This is a genomic window from Streptomyces sp. NPDC047072 (assembly GCF_040643855.1).
GTDB lineage: Bacteria > Actinomycetota > Actinomycetes > Streptomycetales > Streptomycetaceae > Streptomyces.
The window spans coordinates 28,860-47,905 of sequence record NZ_JBEYVC010000057.1 but is presented as its reverse complement, the minus strand read 5'-3'; the positions used below and the strand labels follow the sequence as shown (position 1 = coordinate 47,905).

General features: G+C 72.5%; 16 protein-coding genes. 2 read left to right on the top strand and 14 right to left on the bottom strand.

What is annotated here, in order from left to right:
* Positions 1 to 3: 3 nt before the first annotated feature.
* Complete coding sequence (locus ABZ896_RS24025) at positions 4 to 1,461, bottom strand: MFS transporter (protein ID WP_360932589.1); 1,458 nt, start codon at positions 1,459 to 1,461, stop codon at positions 4 to 6.
* 146 nt (positions 1,462 to 1,607) lie between these two features.
* On the opposite strand from ABZ896_RS24025, the gene ABZ896_RS24020 reads away from it, so the two are divergent.
* Positions 1,608 to 2,237 (top strand): TetR/AcrR family transcriptional regulator, encoded by a 630-nt coding sequence (locus ABZ896_RS24020; RefSeq protein WP_360932585.1) that lies wholly within the window; start codon positions 1,608 to 1,610, stop codon positions 2,235 to 2,237.
* Positions 2,238 to 2,250: 13 nt separating this feature from the next.
* Here ABZ896_RS24020 and ABZ896_RS24015 read toward each other — a convergent pair whose 3' ends face one another.
* Genes ABZ896_RS24015 through ABZ896_RS23985 form a run of 7 tightly spaced genes read right to left on the bottom strand, consistent with a single transcriptional unit; the run spans position 2,251 to position 10,001 of the window.
* A complete protein-coding gene (locus ABZ896_RS24015; protein ID WP_360932582.1) occupies positions 2,251 to 3,474 on the bottom strand; it encodes a styrene monooxygenase/indole monooxygenase family protein in 1,224 nt (407 codons plus the stop codon).
* 50 nt (positions 3,475 to 3,524) lie between these two features.
* Positions 3,525 to 4,508, bottom strand: coding sequence for an LLM class flavin-dependent oxidoreductase (locus ABZ896_RS24010; RefSeq protein ID WP_360932579.1), 984 nt, complete (start codon positions 4,506 to 4,508; stop codon positions 3,525 to 3,527).
* Between the two features lie 30 nt (positions 4,509 to 4,538).
* On the bottom strand, positions 4,539 to 5,030 hold the full coding sequence (locus tag ABZ896_RS24005) for a flavin reductase family protein (RefSeq protein WP_360932576.1): 492 nt from the start codon (positions 5,028 to 5,030) through the stop codon (positions 4,539 to 4,541).
* A gap of 29 nt (positions 5,031 to 5,059) precedes the next feature.
* Positions 5,060 to 6,685, bottom strand: a complete 1,626-nt coding sequence (locus tag ABZ896_RS24000; protein ID WP_360932573.1) for an AMP-binding protein — start codon at positions 6,683 to 6,685, stop codon at positions 5,060 to 5,062.
* A complete protein-coding gene (locus ABZ896_RS23995) occupies positions 6,682 to 7,902 on the bottom strand; it encodes an acyl-CoA dehydrogenase family protein (RefSeq protein WP_360932570.1) in 1,221 nt (406 codons plus the stop codon). Before ABZ896_RS23995 ends, ABZ896_RS24000 begins: the two co-directional genes overlap by 4 nt.
* Before the next feature lie 45 nt (positions 7,903 to 7,947).
* Positions 7,948 to 9,456, bottom strand: coding sequence for an FAD-binding oxidoreductase (locus ABZ896_RS23990; protein WP_360932568.1), 1,509 nt, complete (start codon positions 9,454 to 9,456; stop codon positions 7,948 to 7,950).
* A 44-nt stretch (positions 9,457 to 9,500) separates the two neighbouring features.
* Positions 9,501 to 10,001: a flavin reductase family protein gene (locus tag ABZ896_RS23985; protein WP_360932565.1), complete on the bottom strand. Its 501-nt coding sequence runs from the start codon at positions 9,999 to 10,001 to the stop codon at positions 9,501 to 9,503.
* A gap of 392 nt (positions 10,002 to 10,393) precedes the next feature.
* Between ABZ896_RS23985 and ABZ896_RS23980 the strand changes: the two genes are divergently transcribed.
* Positions 10,394 to 11,488, top strand: coding sequence for a prephenate dehydrogenase (locus ABZ896_RS23980; RefSeq protein WP_360932563.1), 1,095 nt, complete (start codon positions 10,394 to 10,396; stop codon positions 11,486 to 11,488).
* 98 nt (positions 11,489 to 11,586) lie between these two features.
* Here ABZ896_RS23980 and ABZ896_RS23975 read toward each other — a convergent pair whose 3' ends face one another.
* The 6 genes from ABZ896_RS23975 to ABZ896_RS23950 all read right to left on the bottom strand — a co-directional run bounded on the left by ABZ896_RS23975 (position 11,587) and on the right by ABZ896_RS23950 (position 19,023).
* Complete coding sequence (locus tag ABZ896_RS23975; RefSeq protein WP_360932560.1) at positions 11,587 to 12,699, bottom strand: LLM class flavin-dependent oxidoreductase; 1,113 nt, start codon at positions 12,697 to 12,699, stop codon at positions 11,587 to 11,589.
* Between the two features lie 341 nt (positions 12,700 to 13,040).
* Positions 13,041 to 13,973 (bottom strand): L,D-transpeptidase, encoded by a 933-nt coding sequence (locus tag ABZ896_RS23970; RefSeq protein ID WP_360932557.1) that lies wholly within the window; start codon positions 13,971 to 13,973, stop codon positions 13,041 to 13,043.
* Between the two features lie 247 nt (positions 13,974 to 14,220).
* Positions 14,221 to 14,886, bottom strand: coding sequence for an NPP1 family protein (locus tag ABZ896_RS23965; protein WP_360932554.1), 666 nt, complete (start codon positions 14,884 to 14,886; stop codon positions 14,221 to 14,223).
* Between the two features lie 258 nt (positions 14,887 to 15,144).
* The gene (locus tag ABZ896_RS23960) at positions 15,145 to 16,629 is read right to left on the bottom strand and encodes a ricin-type beta-trefoil lectin domain protein (RefSeq protein ID WP_360932551.1); all 1,485 of its coding nucleotides are present in this window, start codon (positions 16,627 to 16,629) and stop codon (positions 15,145 to 15,147) included.
* Between the two features lie 658 nt (positions 16,630 to 17,287).
* Positions 17,288 to 18,022: a FadR/GntR family transcriptional regulator gene (locus ABZ896_RS23955; protein ID WP_360932548.1), complete on the bottom strand. Its 735-nt coding sequence runs from the start codon at positions 18,020 to 18,022 to the stop codon at positions 17,288 to 17,290.
* A complete protein-coding gene (locus ABZ896_RS23950) occupies positions 18,013 to 19,023 on the bottom strand; it encodes an aldo/keto reductase (protein ID WP_360932545.1) in 1,011 nt (336 codons plus the stop codon). Before ABZ896_RS23950 ends, ABZ896_RS23955 begins: the two co-directional genes overlap by 10 nt.
* Positions 19,024 to 19,046 lie beyond the last annotated feature (23 nt).

Sequence of the window (19,046 nt, the reverse complement as noted above, 5' to 3'; positions counted from 1 at the left end):
GTCTCAGGGGCTCTCGGCCCGGCGCCGGGCGGCGAGGGCCGACAGCGGGACGGAGAGCGCGGACAGCGCGGCGATGACGACGATCACCCAGGTGCCCTGGTGGTAGCCGGACAGCATCCGGGCCGGGTCGGTGGTGTCCTCGTCGCCCATGCGCACGGTGACCACGGCGAGCACCACCGCGGCACCGACCTGGTAGCCGGTCTGGAGGATGCCCGCGGCGAGGCCCTGCTCGGACTCGTCGACCCCGGAGGTGGCCTGCACGTTGGCGGCGGTGAAGGCGAACGGGAAGCCGATGCCGATGAGCAGCATGCTCGGCAGGACCATCCACCAGTACGAGGAGTCCTCGCCGACGCGCAGGAAGAGCAGGAAGGCGACGGCGTACGCGGCCATGCCGCCGAAGACCGGCCAGCGCAGTCCGGTGCGGCCGAGCCAGTTCCCGGCGCGCGGCGCGAAGGTGAGGATCATCAGGCCGATGGGCAGGAAGGCGAAGGCCATCTCCAACGGGGACCAGCCCCGGTAGCTCTGGAGGTAGAGGCTGCCGACGAACTGGTAGCTCATGTAGGTGCCGAGGATCGCGGCGGCGATCAGGCTCGCGCCCACCAGCGACTTGTTGCGCAGCAGACCGAGGCGCAGGAGCGGCTGCGGGGCGCGCGACTCGATGACCGTGAAGGCGGCGAGCAGCAGTGCCGCGACGGCGAAGACGCCCAGGGTGGCGCCGGAGAGCCAGCCTTCGGACGGTGCCTGCACGATGCCGTAGACCAGCAGCAGCATGGCGGCGGTGACGGTGACGGCGCCGGCCGCGTCGTAGTGCCGCTTGCCGCCGTCGTGCGCGGGGTCCTTGGGTACCAGGACGAGGGCGCCGACGAGGGCCGCGACGGCGACGGGGACGGAGAGCATGAACGTCCAGCGCCAGCTGGCCTCGGTCAGGGCTCCGCCGACGACCACGCCGATGGAGTAGCCGACGGCGCCGCAGGCGGTGTAGATGCCGACGGCCCGGTTGCGCTGCGTGCCCTCGGGGAAGTTGCCGACGATGATCGAGAGGGCGGAGGGCGCGGTCAGCGCGGCGCCGATGCCCATCACCAGCCGGCCGACGATCACCATGATCCCGCTGGTGGCGAGTCCGCCGGCGAGCGAGCCGACGGCGAGGACGGTGAGGCCGGCGAGGAAGACCCGCCGCTTGCCGAGCAGGTCGGACATCCGGCCGCCGAGCAGCAGGAAGCCGCCGAAGCCGAGGACGTAGGCGCTCACCACCCACTGCGCGGCGGACGTGCTCATGTCGAACTCGTCCTTGATCTGCGGGGTGGCGATGCCGACCATGATGTTGTCGAGCGCGTCGAGGGAGAACGCGCCGCACACCACCACGAGCATTAACCACTCACGCAGACCCCACCGTACGGCCGCCTCCGTGCCGCCCTTGACGGGTGACGCACCGTCCACCGGGGCGTCGTCCGCGATAGTCATGAAACCGGTCTCCTTTCCGTAGAGTTGAAGGGCAGGACAAAGCGGCCGCCCGTCTGTCGCCCCGGGGGGCAGCGGACGAGACGACTTATGTACTAACCTCTACACAAGAAGCTATCGAGCGGCTGATCCGCCGTCAAGGAGGTCATGTGGCCCGCACCGGACGCCCCCGCGCCTTCGACCGCGACGCGGCCCTGCACACGGCCATGCTGGTCTTCTGGGAGCGTGGCTACGCCACCACCTCGACCACCGACCTGAGCACGGCCATGGGCATCAACCCGCCCAGCCTGTATGCCGCGTTCAAGAACAAGGAGATGCTGTTCCGGGAGGCCATCGGGCTCTACGAGCGCACCGAGGCGGAAGCCTCCCGGCAGGCCATGGACCGGGCGCCGACGGCACGCGAGGCCGTCGCGGCACTGCTGCACGAGAGCGTCGACCGGTTCACCACCGAGGGAAAACCGCGCGGCTGCATGATCGTGCTCGCCGCCACCAACTGCACCGCCGACCACGAGTCCGTCCGCGACTTCGCGCTGCGCTGCCGCGCCGGCACCAAGACCACCATCCAGGCCCGCCTGGATGCCGCGGTGCACACCGGCGAGCTGGCCGCGGACACCGACACCGACCGGATCGCCGCCTTCTACACCACCTTCCTCAACGGCCTGTCCCTCCAGGCCCGCGACGGGGCGGACCGCGCCCAGTTGCACGGCCTGGTGGACATGGCGATGGCCGTCTGGCACACCCCGGCCGGCCCCCTCGTCGGCGCCGCGCCCGCGGGCTGAGCCGCACCGGCGCTCAGCCGGCCTTCGTGACCTCCTCCAGCCAGGACCGGGCGGCCTCGGGCGACCGTATGGCCTGCCACATCGCCGCCGGGTGGTTGAAGTTGGTGACGAAGGCGTCCGCGACCCGCCGATCCGCGCTCGCGGCGGCGAAGATCTCGCCCAGGTGCTCGGGCGGCGGACCGATGTTGAGGTTGGACCAGGCGACGACCGGTTCGGCGATCCGCCACAGCCGCTCGGCCGCCCGCTCGGCGAAGGCCGTATCGAACGGCCCGTCGGCGGCGATGAGTTCGGCCAGCTCGAAGGCGCAGGCCGAGCCGAGGTTCGCGCCCTGCCCGGTCAGCGGGTCGTTGACCACCCAGGCGTCCCCGAGCGCCAGTGCCACCCGGCCCGAGGGCAGCGTGGTCCAGCCGCGGCGGACCACCGGGGTGAGACCGCCCTGGATCACGTCGCCCGGGCGGCGGATCGCGAACTCGCCGTCCGAGATCCGCTCCCGCAGTTCGGGCGCGTGGTCCGCGACCAGCCCCAGCAGGGTCTTCTCGAAGCCCGCCGGGTCCTCCAGGTGGTCGTAGGAGGCGAGTTGCTCCAGCGGGCCGCCGGGCAGGGCCTCCACGACCATGCCGTGCACCGGCCCGTCGGCGGTGAGGATCCGGGTGGAGAAGATCTCGCCCGCCTCGGTGACCTGGAAGTGGATCCAGCCCGGGTCGGTGGGCGCGATGCCGTGGAACAGCCCGGCGGTCAGGACGCGTTGGGGCTCGTCGTACGGCGAGCGGTCCGGGTCGCGCGGGAACAGCCCGGTGGACGCGGTGCGCCCGCTCGCCACCACCACCAGGTCGTGGTCGCGGGAGACCCGGTCGATCTCGGCCGCCTCCGGCCGCAGCACCTCGACGCGGCCGCCCCGCTCCCGGTAGTCGGCGGTCAGGCGGGGCAGGTAGAAGCGCAGGTCGACACCGCTCGCCGGGGCGTCGAGAGCGCCGTAGAAGCCGATGCCCGAGCCCGCGGGCCCCACGAGGTTCACCCCCTGGGTGTCGTTCTCCGCTCCGTCCCAGTGCGTGACGCCGAGTTCGCGCTCGCGCTGCCGGGTGCGGCCGAAGCGCACCGGAAGGCTGAGCGGGCGGCCCGCGGCGACCTCCTCGGCGGTGCGCTCCGCGTAGAGCGTCGTGGTCACTCCGGCCTGCTGAAGCCGCAGGGCCAGGTGCAGACCGGAGATACCGGCTCCGACGATGGCGATGTCTGGCATGGTGCTCCTTCGTGATCGGGCGTGCGTGGGGGTGAGCGGGCCGGGACGCGTCAGGCGAACTGCGGAAGGACGTGCTCGGCGAAGAGCCGCAGTGAGCGGCGGGCCCGGTCGGCGGGGAGTCCGGGCGCCCGACCGAAGAAGATGACCCGCTCGACGTCGCCCAGCGGCTTGATCCGCTCCCGCAGCCCCTCGGCGACGACATCGGGCGGGCCCACGAGGAACAGCTCGCGCGGCAGGTCGTCCACGGACGGCAGTCCCGGGTTGCCGAACCACTCCTGGAACTTGTTCAGCAGGTACCAGTAGTGCTCCCGCACCTCCTGCCAGCCCTCCTCGGCGTCCTCGCACACGTAGACGCCCGGGGTGACGATGGCCGTCACGCCGAAACCGGCCGGGTCGTGGCCGTTCTCGGCGAGGGTGCGGCGGTACAGGTCGAGCACCTCCGGCGGGGTGCCGAGGTCGGGCAGGAAACGCAGCCCGTGGCGGCCGGCCCGGCGTGCGGCGGCCTCGCTGCCCCCGCCGATCCACACCGGCGGCCGGCGCTCGGGAACGGGCGTGACGACGACGTCGTCCACGGTGTAGTGCTTCCCGGAATAGGAGAACGGCTCCCCGGTCCAGGCCCGATGCAGGATCTCCACCGTCTCCTCGGTACGGCGCCCGCGCTGCGCCCGCTCCACGCCGAGCGCCTGGAACTCCTTCTCCCGGTACCCGGGGGCGAGACCCAGCTCCAGCCGGCCGCCGGAGATCAGGTCGGTGACGGCCGCGTCCTCGGCGAGCCGCAAGGGGTGGACGAGACTCGCCAGCACCATGGCGGTGCCGAGCCGGATGCGCCGGGTGCGGGTGGCGATGGCCGCCAACGCCGGGAAGAGGGAGGGCAGATAGCCGTCGTCGGTGAGGTGGTGCTCGGAGAGCCAGACGGACTCGAGCCCCAACTCCTCGGCGTCGGTCGCCAGAGTCAGCGTCTCCTCGTACACGTCGGCCCAGGGCTGCCGCCGGCGCGCCGGGTTGCGGAAGTCGAGCCAGATCCCGAATTTCACTGTTCCTCCTGGGGGTCGGGGGTGGGTCGGTCAGGCTTCGGAGAGGACGCGCAGGCGGCCGTTGACGGACACCAGCGGGGGCCGTCGGTGCCGGCCGCCGGTGGCGAGCACCTCGCCGATGAGCACGGTGTGGTCGCCGGTGTCGTGCCGGTCGTACAGGGCGCACTCCAGCCACCCCGGCGCGTCGAGCACCAGCGCACCGGTGCGCGGGCCGGGCGTCGTCGTGCAGGTCAGCAGGGTCCTGGCGCGGTCCTCGGCGGCACCGTCCAGAGCCTGGGCGAGGTCGACGCCGGCCACGTCGAGGATGGAGACCGCCCACAGCCCGGTCGTCAGCAGCGTGCCGAGGACCTCGCAGTCGCGGCGGACGGCCAGCGAGACCAGCGGCGGCTCCAGGGAGACGGAGGTGAAGGACCGCAGGGCCACCGCGTCGTGCCGTCTGCCGCCTTCCTCCTCCGTGAACGTGGTCACCACGCAGATGCCGGTGGCGAACGTCCGCATCGTCGCGCTCAGGTCCAGGGACATGGCGTGCCTCTCGTTCGGGGCGCCCGCGGTCACCGCCGGGCTCCGGGCAAGCGGGCGGCCAGCACCGAGCGACGGAGCTTTCCGGTGGCCGTCCTGGGCAGTTCGTGCTCCGTCAGCGCCTCCACGTGGACCGGGTCGGCGCCGAAGCCGCCGCGCAGCAGCTCCCGCACCGCCTCCTCCGCCTCCCGCGCGGACGCGCCGGCCCGGGGGCGGAAGAACACCGCGAGCCGGCCGTGTCCCGCGCCGTCCGGAGCCAAGTCCCGGGCGACGGTGAACGACGGCTGCACGCACGGCAGTTGGTCCACCGCGTCCTCGATCTCGTGACCGTGGTACGGGACGCCGTCGACCTCGATGACACCGTCGGCGCGGCCGATCACGGTCAGCTCGCCGTCCGCCACGAAGGCGAGGTCGTCGGTGACCAGCCAGCCATCGGCGGACAGCGGGGCCGGGCGCCGCACGCCCCCCTCCAGATAGGCGTCGGCGACCGGCACACCGGTGACGTGCAGTCGCCCTACGGCACCGACGGGCAGCACCCGCCCGTCCGCGCCGACGACCCGCACGGACACCCCGGAGTGCGGCACGCCCACCGGCACATGGCGCCGTGGCGGACCGTCCGCGGGCCGGAACACGCTGTCGACGACACCGGAGGCGGTCTCCGGCATCCCCCATCCGGGGTGCACGGCGGTGGCGGGCAGCCCGTGCGGGGCGAGCGCCTCGACGAACCGGCGGGCGGTGCGCTCCTTGACGGCCTCGCCGCCGTTCATGACGTAGCGCAGCCGGCTCAGGTCCCAGGAGCGGCGCGGCTCCTCGTCGAGCCGGTCGACGACGAGTGCGAAGGCGCGGTTGGGCCCCCAGGTGGTGTCGGTCCGCTCGGCGTCGGCCAGGTCCAGCCAGCGCAGCGGGTCGGCGCGAACCCATCCGGTGTCGGCGTGCACCTGGTGGCAGCCGAGGAGCACGTCCCGTACGTGGAACATGACGATCCCGCTCACATGGTCGAGCGGCATCCAGTTCAGGCTCCGGGTGCTCTCGTCCAGACCGCGCGCCAGGGCCGTGGCGTGGGCACGGCCGAGCACCTGACGGTGGGTCAACGGCACCGCCTTGGGCCGCCCGGCACTGCCCGAGGTGAGAGTGAGCACCGCCGGGTCGCCGGGCCGCACCTCGACCGGCCGGCCCCGCCGGTCCCGACGGAGCGCCCTCACCGGGCCGAGCGGGCGCAGCCCAGCGACGGGGGCGTCACCAGGAAGGCGGAGGGGTGGGTCGTCGCTGACCAGCCACGACTCCCCCACCGCGGCGGCCGCCTCGTCGAGCCCCGCCGTGTCGGTGCCGGGCGGCACCGGCAGCGGGGCCAGGCCGCCCAGCACACACGCCCAGAAGGCGGTGAGCAGGTCGGCGGCGTCCGCCGTGCGCAGGATCACCCTCGCACCGGGTGCCGCCCCGGCCGCGGCCAGTCCCGCGAGGGTGCGCAGGGCGTCGTCGTACAACTCGGTGTAGGAGCGGCGGCTCGACCGGCCCTCGCCGTCGACCAGGACCACACCGTGCCCGGTGCGGGTCGCCCGCGACAGCGCCTCGCCGAGCGTGCCGACCGGCGGCGGGGGCAGCGGTCCGCCGTGCAGGACCGCGGGTGCGGCGGCGGCCGGGGTGGACTCGCCTCTCACGCCACGATGCCCAGGCTGAACGGGTTGAACGGGGTACCGCCCAGCAGGTGCGCGCCCGCCGACTGGAGCACCTGGTCCTGGGCGATGACGTGCTGTCGCATCGTCGTCAGGTCGCGCAGCCATCGGTCCAGCGGCGAGGGGCGGTAGACGGCGGTGGTCGCCACCATGTCGTAGAGCCGCCCGACGATCGTACGGGCCACCCGGAACGCGTTGACCCGTGCGAGCACGGTGTCCACCCGGTCGTCCCGGCCGATCTCGCCGCCCGCCTCCAGCACGTCCATCTGCCGCCGCAGACTGCCGTAGACGGCGTGCCGGGCCGCGCCCAGCTCCATCTCGGCCTCGGCGACGGCCAGTTGCACCCGGTAGGTGTCCGCCCAGGGCGTCGCCGCCGCCCGGTCGGTCCGGCCGACGGCCAGCTCCCGTACGTGGTCCAGCGCGGCCCGCGCCACCCCCAGCGGCACCCCGGGCATGTTGCGCAGGATCGCCTCCGGTGTCGCGTACGGGCCCTTCGCCCGGGGCGCACCCAGGCTGAAGGAGTGCCGCTCCGGGACGAACAGGTCCTGCGCCCGGTAGTCGCAACTGCCGCTGCCGGCCAGGCCCGTGGTGTGCCAGGTGTCGATGATCTCGAACTCCTCGCGGCGCGCGAGCATGATCCGCCAGTGTCCCGGTCCCCCGTCCGGCCCCGGCTCCGGCCGCCCGTCCCGGTGGACGAGGCACCCGGCCACCACCCAGTCGGCATGGGTGATCCCGCTGCCGAACTGCCAGCGCCCGGTGACCCGGTAGCCGCCCGGCACCCGCTCGGCCCGGCCCAGCGGAAGGATCAGCCCGGCCGTGATGGTGTCGGGATCGCCGAGTTCGTCCCGGGCGACGGACTCGGGCAGGAACTGCGCGTACAGCGGGGTGTCCATGCCGATCATGGCGCACCAGGCGGCGGAGGCGTCGCCGCGGGCGAGGATCTCCACCACCTCCGTCTGCTGCACGGAGTCGAGTCCCGGGCCGCCCCGCTCGACGGGCACGCCCATCCGGAAGACACCGGCGGCGCGCAGCTGCTCCACCACCGTGGCCGGCAGCCTGCGGGCCTGTTCGATCTCCTCGGAGGCAGCCCGCAGCACCGGGACCAACTCCTCTGCCCTGCTGAGCAGTTCGGCCGCGGTGGCGGGCGGGGCGGCGGGCGAGGTGCTGGGAACCGCCTCGGCGGTAGCCTGCGTTGTGACCATCTGCTTCAGTCCCCTGTCTCACTCGTGTCCGGTGGTCTGCCGCGTTCAGCGGTAACGACCCGGTGCGATGGCGTTGTTGGGGTCGAGCACCGTCTTGAGCCGCCGGGTCAGAGCGAGCGCTCCGGCATCGACGGCGAGGGCGTCACGCCGATGGGCGTGGTCGACATCCAGCCGGTACGGGGCGAACCCCGCGTCGGCGAACGAGGTGTGGAGCAGTTCCAGCGCGCGGTGCGCCCTCTCGGCCGCTTCCTGCTCCCGGCCGAACTTCATCGCCACCACGCAGTCGATGAGGTCGGGGCCGAGCAGGTGCAGGGTCGCGGAGAGACGTACGCCCGTCGCGGCGGCCGTCTCGCGGAGCAGTCCGTCCGCCCGGGCGACGGCCTCGCCGGTGAACGGCAGCAGCGGCAGGAAGAACAGGAACCCGGCCGCCGTGTCCACCTGGTCGGCGCTCACGCCCATCTTGGTGCGGAAGAGCCGGTCGGCGATGTCCGGGTCGCCGGCGTAGCCCCGCTCCACCAGGCGGGCCGTCTCGTGGTGCGGATGGGCGGGGTCGGTGGCGTCGGTGGCGGACACCTCGGTGAACAGGCCCGAGCGGTGCGCCTCGGCACTGAGCACACCGGTGAGCGCCTCGACGGCCTCGGCGGTGCCGTCGACGGGCAGGTGCACCAGGAACTCGCCCTCGGTCCCGCCGTACGACGCTCCGGCCGCGGGGTCGTAGATGCGCGGGACGCCCCGGGTCAGCCCCTGGGCGACCCAGCGGCGTACGGCGTCCGTCGCCTCGGTGAGCGCGGCGGCCGGGAAGCCGAGGCGCAGGACGCGCAGCGCCTCGGGACGGGCGGGCAGCCGGATCAGCGCGGCGGTCACCACGCCCAGGTCGGACTGGACGAACAGCGGCAGGGCGGACGGCCCGAGGCCGTGCGGATACACAGGCGCGGTGCGCCCGGCGGACGGCCACCACCCCACCCGGACCGTCTCGCCGCCCGGCAGCACCACCTCCAGCCCGGCCAGGTCGTCGGTGCGCTGACCGCGCAACCCGACCCCGCGGTCCAGGGCGTTGCCCAGGACGCTGGTGGCGGCGGCGGAGACGGTGACGTTCACCATGCGGGGCGTGTGGGCGAGCAGCCGGGACAACTGGCCCTGGGTGACGCCGGGTTCGACCACCGCCCAGCCTGCCTCCAGGTCCAGTTCCCGCACCCGGTCGAGCCCGCCGAGGTCCAGCACCACGACGTCGTCCTGGGCGGGCTCGCGCGAGCCGAGACCCCAGTTGCGGCCGGTGCTGATGACGTGCAGGCTCCCGGAGCCGGGGTCCCGGGAGAACAGCTCCACCACGTCACGGACCTGCTCGGGCGCGGCCGGGCGCAGTACGGCGGCCACCCTCCGGGAGCGGAACAGGCCGGCGTTGGGCCCCAGCAGCCGCGTCGGGTCGCCCCCGTCCGCCGCGCGCAGCACCCGCGCCTCGCCGAGAATACGCGTGGCGGCGGTGAGCGCTTCTTGCAGGGCCGTGGGAACGGGGGCGTGGGTGGAGCCGCTCGGGGCGGTGGGCGGTGCGGACATGTGGGTCTCCTTGGCGGGGCGGTGAGCGGTGGCGGCGGGCGGGTTCAGGGCGTCGTCGCCGGGGTCAGCGAGCCGTGCAGGAACACCAGGGGGTCCTGCGGCGGGCGCACCCCCGTGGCCAGCACCGTGCCGATCACCATGAGGTGGTCACCGACCGTGAAGGAATCCGCGAGGGCGCACTCGATCCAGCCCGGACCGTCGAGGAGCAGGGCGCCGGTGTGCCGGCCCGGGACGGCGGGCAGGCCCGCGAGCGCCTCGGCGCGGGCCTGCCGGGAGCGGGCGAGCAGCCGCGCGGTGTCCGCCCCCTGCGCGGCCAGGATCGACACCCCCCACCTGCGGGCCGCCAGCAGATCGGCGAGGAAGGCGGAGCCGTGGCGCAGCGAGAGCGCGACGAGCGGAGGGTCGTACGACACCGGAGTCAGCGAGTTGACGGTGATCGCGTCATGGCGTCGCCCGTCGGCGCCGTCCGGCTCCTCGGCCCAGGTGCTCACCACACCGACGCCGGTGGCGAACTGCCGCATCACCGTACGCAGATCGAGTTCCACGGCTCGCTCCTCCTTCGTTCACGGACGCTGCGGGGTCCTTCGTGGACCCTCTCGGTGTCCTTCGCAAGGACTCCCCGAGCCCTTCCGGCACAGCCGAGGGGCCCTCGGCGACAGCAACGTACGAGTGCCGGACGGCCGAATCTGCCGTCTGCGCGCATGCGCTCTGTCGTGTTCGCGTAGTCCCCGGCGCCCGGCCCGCCGCCGCTCGCGACGTGCGCGGATGCGGTACATGCCGTGCGCGGCTGGCCGAGATCCCGGCCCCGGGTTCCGGTGAGACTGCGACGGTCGCGGAGGCAGGACGGCGACGACGACGGTCACACTCCGCGCCCCGCGGGACACCTCGCGCCCGCGAACGGCTGATCCGGCCCGAAGCCGGCCAGAAGGGGGAAGCAGTGATCCGCACCGCGGCAGTGGTCGGTACCGGACTCATCGGAACGTCGGCGGGCCTCGCGCTCAGCCGCCGTGGTGTCCGGGTGCACCTGCTGGACATCGACGAGGCGGCGGCCCGGGTCGCCGCCGCCCGCGGGGCCGGTGTCTTCGGCCCGCCCGCCGAACGCGTGGACCTGGCCGTGATCGCCGTACCGCCCACCCGGGTCGCCCAGGTGGTGGCGCAGCAGCAGCGGCTCGGGCTGGCGCACGCCTACACCGACGTGGCCAGCGTCAAGTCCCCCGCCACGCTGGCCGTCGCGGACGCCGCGGTGCAGGATTCCAGCTATGTGGGCGGGCACCCCATGGCCGGCAGCGAGCGCTCCGGTCCGCTGGCCGCCCGCGCCGACCTCTTCGAGGGCCGCACCTGGGTGCTGACGCCGGGCGCGCGGACCTCCTCGGCAGCGCTCAACAGGACGCTGGCGGCGGTGTCGCTGTGTGGTGCCGTACCCGTGGTGATGGAGCCGAGCGCGCACGACCGGGCGGTGGCGCTCGTGTCGCACGCACCGCATCTGGTGGCCACCCTGATGGCGGCGCGCCTGGGGGACGCGTCCCGTGAGGCACTCGCGCTGGCCGGCCAGGGGGTGCGGGACGTCATCCGGGTCTCGGGCGGCGACGCGGCGCTGTGGACGGACATCATCCGCTCCAACGCGCCGGCCGTCGCGGAGATCCTCGGCGAGCTGATGAAGGACCTGGAGGCGCTGACGGGCGCCCTGAACGCGCTGGAGGTCTCCGCCCCCGCCCCCGAGGACGCGCTGGGCGCGGTCCGGGAACTGCTGCGGCGCGGCCGGGACGGCTGGGAGGCGGTGTACGAACCGGGCGGCGCGCCCGGCCAGGTGACGCTGACGGTGCCGCTCGCCGACCGGCCCGGCGAGGTGGACCGGCTGATCGACGCCGCACAGGGGGCCGGCGTGTGCCCGGACGGCATCGACCTGTGCTGGTCACAGGGGTCGTCGGAACTCTCGGCCCGCCTGGCCGCGCCCCCGCTGACCGCCGAGTCCGTCCGCCGCACCCTGGCGGACGGGGGGTGGCGGGTGTCTGTGGCGGCGACGCCCTCCTGACAGCGGAGGATCCGCTCACGGACGTGAATCGCGGATGTGCGTGCCGCCCCGGTCCTGTTGCGCGGACCGGGGCGGCACGTGCGTCCGGGCGCCTGCGGTCAGCCGACGACTGCCTCGGCACCGCGTGACACGGGGACATCGTCCGACAAGCCGTACGCGTCGGCTATCAACTCGTAGGACCGCACCCGGAGTTCGGGGCTGTGCGAGTTCATCGCCAGCATCAACTCGTCCGCGCCGGTCCGCTTCTGGAGCTCGTCGAGGCCGGCGGTCACCTCGTCGGCCGTTCCGTGGAGGGCGTTGTCGAGCCAGGTGCCGAGCGCGGCCGTCTCCTGTGCGGTGAAGACGTGCGCCTCGGCCTCCTCGGCGGTCGGCACGAGTCCCGGCCGCCCGCTGCGCAGCCGTACGGTGGCCAGCGCCCCGGTGAGCGCCTGCCGCCGCGCCTCCCGTGCGTCCTCGGCGGCGAACGCGAAGACCCCGATCACGACGTACGGCTCGGCGAGGGTGGCGGAGGGCCGGAACGAACTGCGGTACAGCTCCAGCGCGGGCAGGGTGTTCTGCGCGGAGAAGTGGTGGGCGAACGCGAACGGCAGCCCGAGCTGCCCTGCGAGGCGGGCGGAGAAGCCGGAGGAGCCGAGCAGCCACACCTGCGGCTGGTCCACCGGGCCCTGCACGGGACCGGGTACGGCGTGCACCTTGCGGTAGGGGTGCCGGTCGGGGAAGTCGTCGCGCAGGAAGCCGAGGAGTTCGCCCACCTCGGCGGGGAAGTCGTCGGCCACGCCATCCGCACTGTCGGACCGGCGCAAGGCCGCAGCGGTGGCGCCGTCGGTACCGGGCGCGCGCCCCAGTCCGAGGTCGATACGGCCGGGGGCGAGGGCGGAGAGGGTCCCGAACTGCTCGGCGACGACGAGCGGGGCGTGGTTGGGCAGCATCACCCCGCCCGAGCCCAGCCGGAGCGTTTCGGTGTGGGCCGCGAGATGGGCGAGGATCACCGCCGGACTGCTGCTGGAGATACCGGGCATGGAGTGGTGCTCGGCCACCCAGTAACGCAGGAACCCCCGAGACTCCGCCAGCCGGGCCAACCGCTGCGAGGCCGCGAGCGCCTCCCTGGCCGTCCGGCCCTCCCCCACGGCCACCAGATCGAGAACGGACAACGGAACGGGCGCGCTTCCCCGCGCCCCGCCCCGTAAGAACACACTGCTCGACTCAGTCATGCCCCCGACAACGGGCCCCCGCCGCGCCCCATTCCGCCCCCGCCCCAGGATGGCGTGATCCATGAACCCCGGCACCGGAGTTGGCCGAAGACCACCGCAAGATCGGAGAAACCGCGCACCAGAAAGGGGTCCACCGTTCCCCCACGAAGCCGCCTTCGGGACACGGCACTGCCCGACGCCTCCCCGGGCTGTGTCGACGGGCACTTACTGGTCGCCTCCCCGCAGGTGCTGCTGGGATTCATCGCCGCGGCCCTCGGGAGTGGGGAGGCACTACCGCTTCACCTCTCTGATCCTCAAAACAGCCGCTTAAGCCTGCGACTGCGGCCGAGCGCTCGCGCGCGTCACAGTGCGGTAGTCGTCTGCTCGCCGGAGGCGCTGCCTGCGAGCCACTGGGCCCAGTCCAGGTTGAAGTCGGCGTAGCCGTTGTCGGCCGGGGCCTTGCCGCGGGGTGAGCCGGTGATGGTGATGGGGTCGCCCTGCTTGACCTGGCCGTAGAACCACTTGGCGTCCGACAGGGACAGGTGGACACAGCCGTGCGAGCCGCGCGCGCTGCCGCTGCCCGGGTTCGGGTCGCCGGTCGAGTAGTGGACGTAGGTGCCGGACTGGGTGAGGTGGACGTCCCAGGGCAGCGTCAGGTCGTAGTAGTTGGGACTGCCCTTGTCGCAGCTGATTCCGACGCTGCAGGACGTCATGTGGACCTTCTCCTGCTTGTCGATGACGGCCATCGTGCCGTCCCACGTCGGGAACTCGGCGCTGCCCGCGTTGATGGACAGGGTCCGCACGGGCGCGCCGTTACGGGTCACCTTCATGGTGTGGCCGGTCACCGAGACGTCCGCGCGCACGTCGTCACCGATCTTGAAGGTGTGCGTGTAGTCGTGGACGCCGTAGCGTCCGTTGCCGTTGCTGACGCCCGTCATGTCGGCGTCGATCCTCACCGTCGTACCGGAGGGCCAGTACGTCTTCGGGCGCCAGTCGGCGCGCCGGTCGCCCATCCAGTGCCAGGCGCCGACCACCGGCTGCGAGGCGCTCACCTTCATGTGCTTCTCCACCGTGGCGTGCGCCTTGGCCGCCACCGGGTTCGTGAAGATCACCGAGATCGGCATGGCCACGCCGACCGTGGTGCCCGTCTGCGGGGTGATCGTGTCCAGCAGCATCGGCGGACCCGCGGGGGTCGTCGGCGACGGGGAGGCGCTCGCGCTCGGCTTTGCCGACGCCTTTGCGTCGGCCCCGCTCGCCTTGTCGCCGCCGCCCCCGCCGCAGGCGCTTGCGCCCATCAACGTCACGCCCGTGACGAGTGCGATCCATATGCTGCCCTTGCGCCGTCCCACGAACTGCCCCGGTCTGCTCGCTCTTCGGCCCTGACGGGCCCGTCCCCCTGTCAGACAGAGAGGACGAAGGCCACAGTTGCCTACATCGCGTAAAACGTGTCCCAAGGCTCGGTACGGCCTCGGGACGCAAGGCGGGGAGAGGAAGGGCGCGGCGACGACGTCCTGCGGTGGGGGCGCCGGGCCGGCCCGCAGGTCAGGCGTACGGGTTGAAGGGGATATCGCCCGGCTTGGCCTTGTTGAGCGTGTCGTTGAACCTGGAGTCCTGGAGCGGGAGGTTGGCGTCGCCCCAGTCGGAGCCGTTCAGGACGGTGCGGAGGGTGGGCGCGAGGTTGTCCCAGGTGAGCAGGTTCTCCTGGTGCCAGGCGCCGGTGTCGTTCTCCGCCGTCTCGCCCCACTTGGCGAAGCGGAAGGCGTGGGTGCTGGCGCCGTCCTTGTGGTAGACGGCCATGACCCGCTGACCGCTCATCGGAACGTCGGCGATCGGGTGCGTGCTGAAGCCGCCGTGGCGGGAGGCCGACAGGTACGACGGCGTGTCCGCGCCCTGCCTGACCCACACGACCATGCACTCCCAGTCGTGGCGGTGACCGATGCCCGGGGACGCCTCGTCCTTCTCGAAGTAGCTGGCGTAGATGATTCCGCACCAGCCGTTGTCGCACTTGGCTCGCGAGTAGGTGTTGGCGTGGTCGAGATGGCCGCCGCGGCACTGGCCGGTGACGGAGCCGGTCGGCTTGAGGCCGCCGTTGCGAGTTCCGTTCGCATCGATGGCGGCGGCGGGGTAGCAGGAGTCCGTGTCGTAGTCGTACACGGGCTCGAAGTACTTCTGGAACGTGGTGGCGTTCTCGGGCAGGTTCTGCAGCACGCCCGCGGAGGCGCTGCCCGTCAGGGTGACGGCCAGAGCGGCGCCGCTGCCCGTGACGGCGGCTCTGGCAAGCCGGGTGGCTCTCCGCCGAACTGACGGCGGCGATCTGCCGAACTGATCGACGCCTGTCGGACGTCCGGCCCAAGGAGGGACCCTTGTCGTCGCCGCCGGCCTTTGAGGAGGCGAGGCGCGGCGGCGCCGACAGTCGGGTCAGTTCTCGGATTCCGCATTCACGAGTTCAGTGAACAGATGCGGGGGTCAGCTCCTGGTCCACTGCTGGTTGGTGGCGCCGTTGCAGTACCAGACGTCGACCGACGTGCCGTTGCCGGTGCCCGCTCCGGCCGCGTCGAGGCAGAGCGCCGGGTTGGCGACGCTGGTCACCGAGAGGTCCGCGTTCACGTTCCACTGCTGTGCCGCCGCGCCGGTGCAGTCGGAGATGACCACGGGGTCGCCCGCCGAGGCTCCGGTGCCGCCCAGCGTCATGCACTTGTTGCCGTAGACGGTGAGTTGCTTGTCCGCGTCCCAGTTCCAGGTCTGGTTGCCGCCGCCGTTGCAGTCCCAGAGGTCGAGCTGGGTGTTGTTGGTGGTGCTGAAGCCGGGCACGTCGACGCAGCGGTTGGAGCCCACTCCGCGCAGGACCTCGCCGGGAGGGGCGGGCGGCAGGTCGTTGACGGGCGGGGTGGTGCCGAAGCCGTAGCCCCAGCGCAGCAGGGCGACGCCGGTGGCGCTGTTGTCCACGAGGTTGCCGTCGGCGTCCAGCGACTCGATCGAGTAGGAGTCACCGAACCGCAGGCCGGGCCAGTACACCAGGCCCATGCCCTTGCTGCGGGCGGTGTTGGCGACGGCCGCGAGGTAGGAGGTGTAGACGTTGCCGTTCCAGGCGCCGTAGTTCAGGCCGATGGTCATCGGCGAGCCGGCCTCGTCGATGACGGTCCGGTCGGCGTACTTGCCGATCCTGGCTTCGAGGTCGGCGGTCCAGTCCGCCTGCGTGGTGTGGCTGGCCCAGTAGCCGTAGAAGTGCAGGGACAGCAGGGTGCCCCGCAGTGCGGGTGCCGCGCCGACACCGGTGACGTTGTCGTTGTAGCCGGTGCCGCTGATCACGACACGGCCGCGCGGAACGTCCTTGTGCCGGGCCAGCCAGCCGCTGGTGACCGACACCCACTGATCCAGGGTGTAACCGTGCGGCTCGTTCATGGGCTCGAAGTAGACCCGGGGGTTGTTCTTGTACGCCCGCACCACGGTGTTCCACATGGTGTTCCAGGCGGCGGGGTCGTCGACCAGGCCGTCCTTGCTGGTGTCGGCCTCCCAGTAGCTGACGATGACCTTGTCGCCCTGGGCCGTGGCCGCGTCGATCGTCGCGCGGTACGACTTCCACCACGTGGTGCCCACGCTTGCCGGGTTGATCGGCAGCCGGAGCGTGTTGGCGCCCAGGTTCTTCTTGAAGCCGCGCACCATCTTCTCCGTGGTGCGGTACACGGTGCTGTAGCTGTCGGTCGCCTTCAGCCCGCTGGGCACCACGGCGTCACTGGCGTAATTGTCGCGCGGGTCCGCCCAGTTCACCCCTCGGAAGTCACTGGTGGCGCCCTTCGGGGCGGGCTTCGTCGGCGCGTACGAGGCGGTGGACGGCTCGGCGGCCGACTGGGCGAGGGCGGGAGCGGAGGCGCCCAGGAACATGAGCGTCGCGCCGAATCCGGCCAGGAGCAGGCGGGCCGGTCTTCTCGACCTCGTCGGGGTTTTCGTCATGTCGTCTCCAGTGACGGGGGATCGTGGAGGGCGGTGTGCGGGTTCGTCACCTGAGCCGAGGCACGGCTGAACCAGGGTCCGGTTGAAGCGGCTTGGACCCCTTTTGTCGGGCCATGGTTACGTAACCATGGCCGGACATTGGCACGGCGTCCGCACCGGTGACAAGTCCTGTGAACGTTCTGAACCGCGTAAGACTCTTCCGCTGGACGGTCCGGGACGCCTGTATGGCAACGAAGATCGTCGTGGCCGAAAGACCCTCCACACCCGGCATCCGGGTCGCCCGCCGCGACGGTGTCCAGCAGTTCCTGGTGCACGGGCATGGAATCGGAGAAGTGCCGGGCGCCGTGCACGATCCGGCCCTGCAGCCGCAGACCCGACTCGATGACGACACGCGCAGCCCATCTCGGGGGAACCGGGTGTCCACGACGGAGTCGATCGGCTGGACTCGACTTCGGCCAACCTGGACTGGACCATGAGCCCGGGCCCGACGGTCGTGCAGGTCTCGCCGTCGCGTGTGGTGGAGCGGCGCCGTCAGGTCGAGCGGGCGGCGAGGAGCGCCCTGTGCTCGCGCCGCGGCCGCCGTCCGGATGTCCCCGCGGGCTTCCCGTACCCGGGCCGTGCTCGTGGCCGTTCGGGAAGAGCTTGTCGAGCCGGGACTTCAGTCCGGTGCCGGTGCCGGTCGGCGGCGCTTCGGGGGCGGTGTCTCCGTCGTGCGCAGGTGTTCCCTCAGCCACTGCTCGGTGTTGTTGACGTGCACCAGCGCCGTGGCCTGGCTCAGCGCCACGTCCCGCTGGGACAGCGCCGTGTAGATCGCCTCGTGTTCGGCGAGGGTACGGCCCGCGGCCCGGGTGTCGACCAGGCCGCGCCAGATGCGGGCGCGCAGGGTGCGCCCGGAGATGCCCTCCAGGAGGGTCAGCAGCGACTCGTTGCCGGTGGCCGAGACGACCGCGCGGTGGAAGGCTGCGTCGTGGGCGTTGAGGAGTTCGACGTCCTCGCGGGCCTCCCGCATGGCGTCCAAGTGCTTTTTCACCTCGGCCAGTTGGGCGTCGGTGATGCGGGTCGCCGCGAGCGCCGTGGCGACCGGTTCGAGGAGCCGCCGTACCTCCATCAGGTCCTGGAGAGCGCCGGAGTCGCCCTGGAGGAGTTCCACCGCGCCGCCGAGGCCCTCCAGGAGCAGGCTCGGCTGGAGGCTGGTGACGTACGTGCCGTCGCCGCGCCGCACCTCCAGGACCCGGGCGACGGCGAGCGCTTTGACGGCCTCACGGGCGAGGTTGCGGGACAGGCCCAGCTGAGCGGCGAGGTCCGGTTCCGGGGGCAGTTTCGAGCCCGGAGGGAGCGCACCGGTGCTGATCAGCTCGCGGATCTGCTCGATGGCCTTGTCGGTCAGGGACACCGCGCACTCCTTTTGCCGTTCTCCGTCGGCACGTCCGGCCTGATGAGCCCCTGGGTGCGCAGGGCGTCCCAGAGGCCGTCGGGCATGTGCCGCCGGTGGAGTTCCGCGTTGCGTACGACCTGCTCCGGACCCCGCATGCCCAGGGTGACGTTGATGATACTGGGGTGCGTGCAGGGGAAGGCGATCGCGGCCGCGGGCAGGGTCGTGCCGTGCTCCTCGCAGACAGCGGCGATCGCCAGGGCGCGGTCGACCAGGTCGGGGGGTGCGTTCTCGTAGTCGTACTTCATCCCGGCGGCGGGTCTGCCGACGGAGAGCAGCCCCGAGTTGAACACCCCGACCGCGACCACGCTCTTGCCGAGTTCCCGCGCGGCGGGCAGGACGTCGTCGAGGGCGGACTGGTCGAGGAGGGTGTAGCGCCCGGCGAGCATGACCACGTCAGCCGGCGTCTCGCGCAGGAAGCGGGCGAGCATGGCGGACTGGTTCATGCCGGCGCCGACGGCGCCGATCACCCCCTGGTCGCGCAGGTCGGCGAGCGTCGGCAAGGCCTCCTCCGCGGCCTGCTCCCAGTGGTCGTCGGGGTCGTGCAGGTAGACGATGTCCAGGCGGTCGAGGCCGGTGCGCCGCAGGGTGTCCTCGATGGAACGCAGGATTCCGTCCCTGCTGAAGTCCCAGCGCCGACGCAGGTCGTCCCGTACGACGAAGCCCTCGCTGTCCATGCCCCGGGGCTCTTCGTTGGGGACGAGGAGCCGGCCGACCTTGGAGGAGACGACGTACTCCTCGCGCGGGCGATCGCGCAAGGCTGCTCCCAGCCGCCGCTCGGAGAGGCCGAGGCCGTAGTGGGGCGCGGTGTCGAAGTAGCGGATGCCCGCCGTCCACGCGGCCTCGACCGCGGCGGTCGCCTCGTCGGACGGGGTGATCCGGTAGAGGTTGCCGATGGCCGAGGCCCCGAAGCCCAGTTCGGCGACGGCGACGGACGTGTTCGCGATCTTCTGTTGCCGCACGACGCACTCTCCTCGTGGGTCCG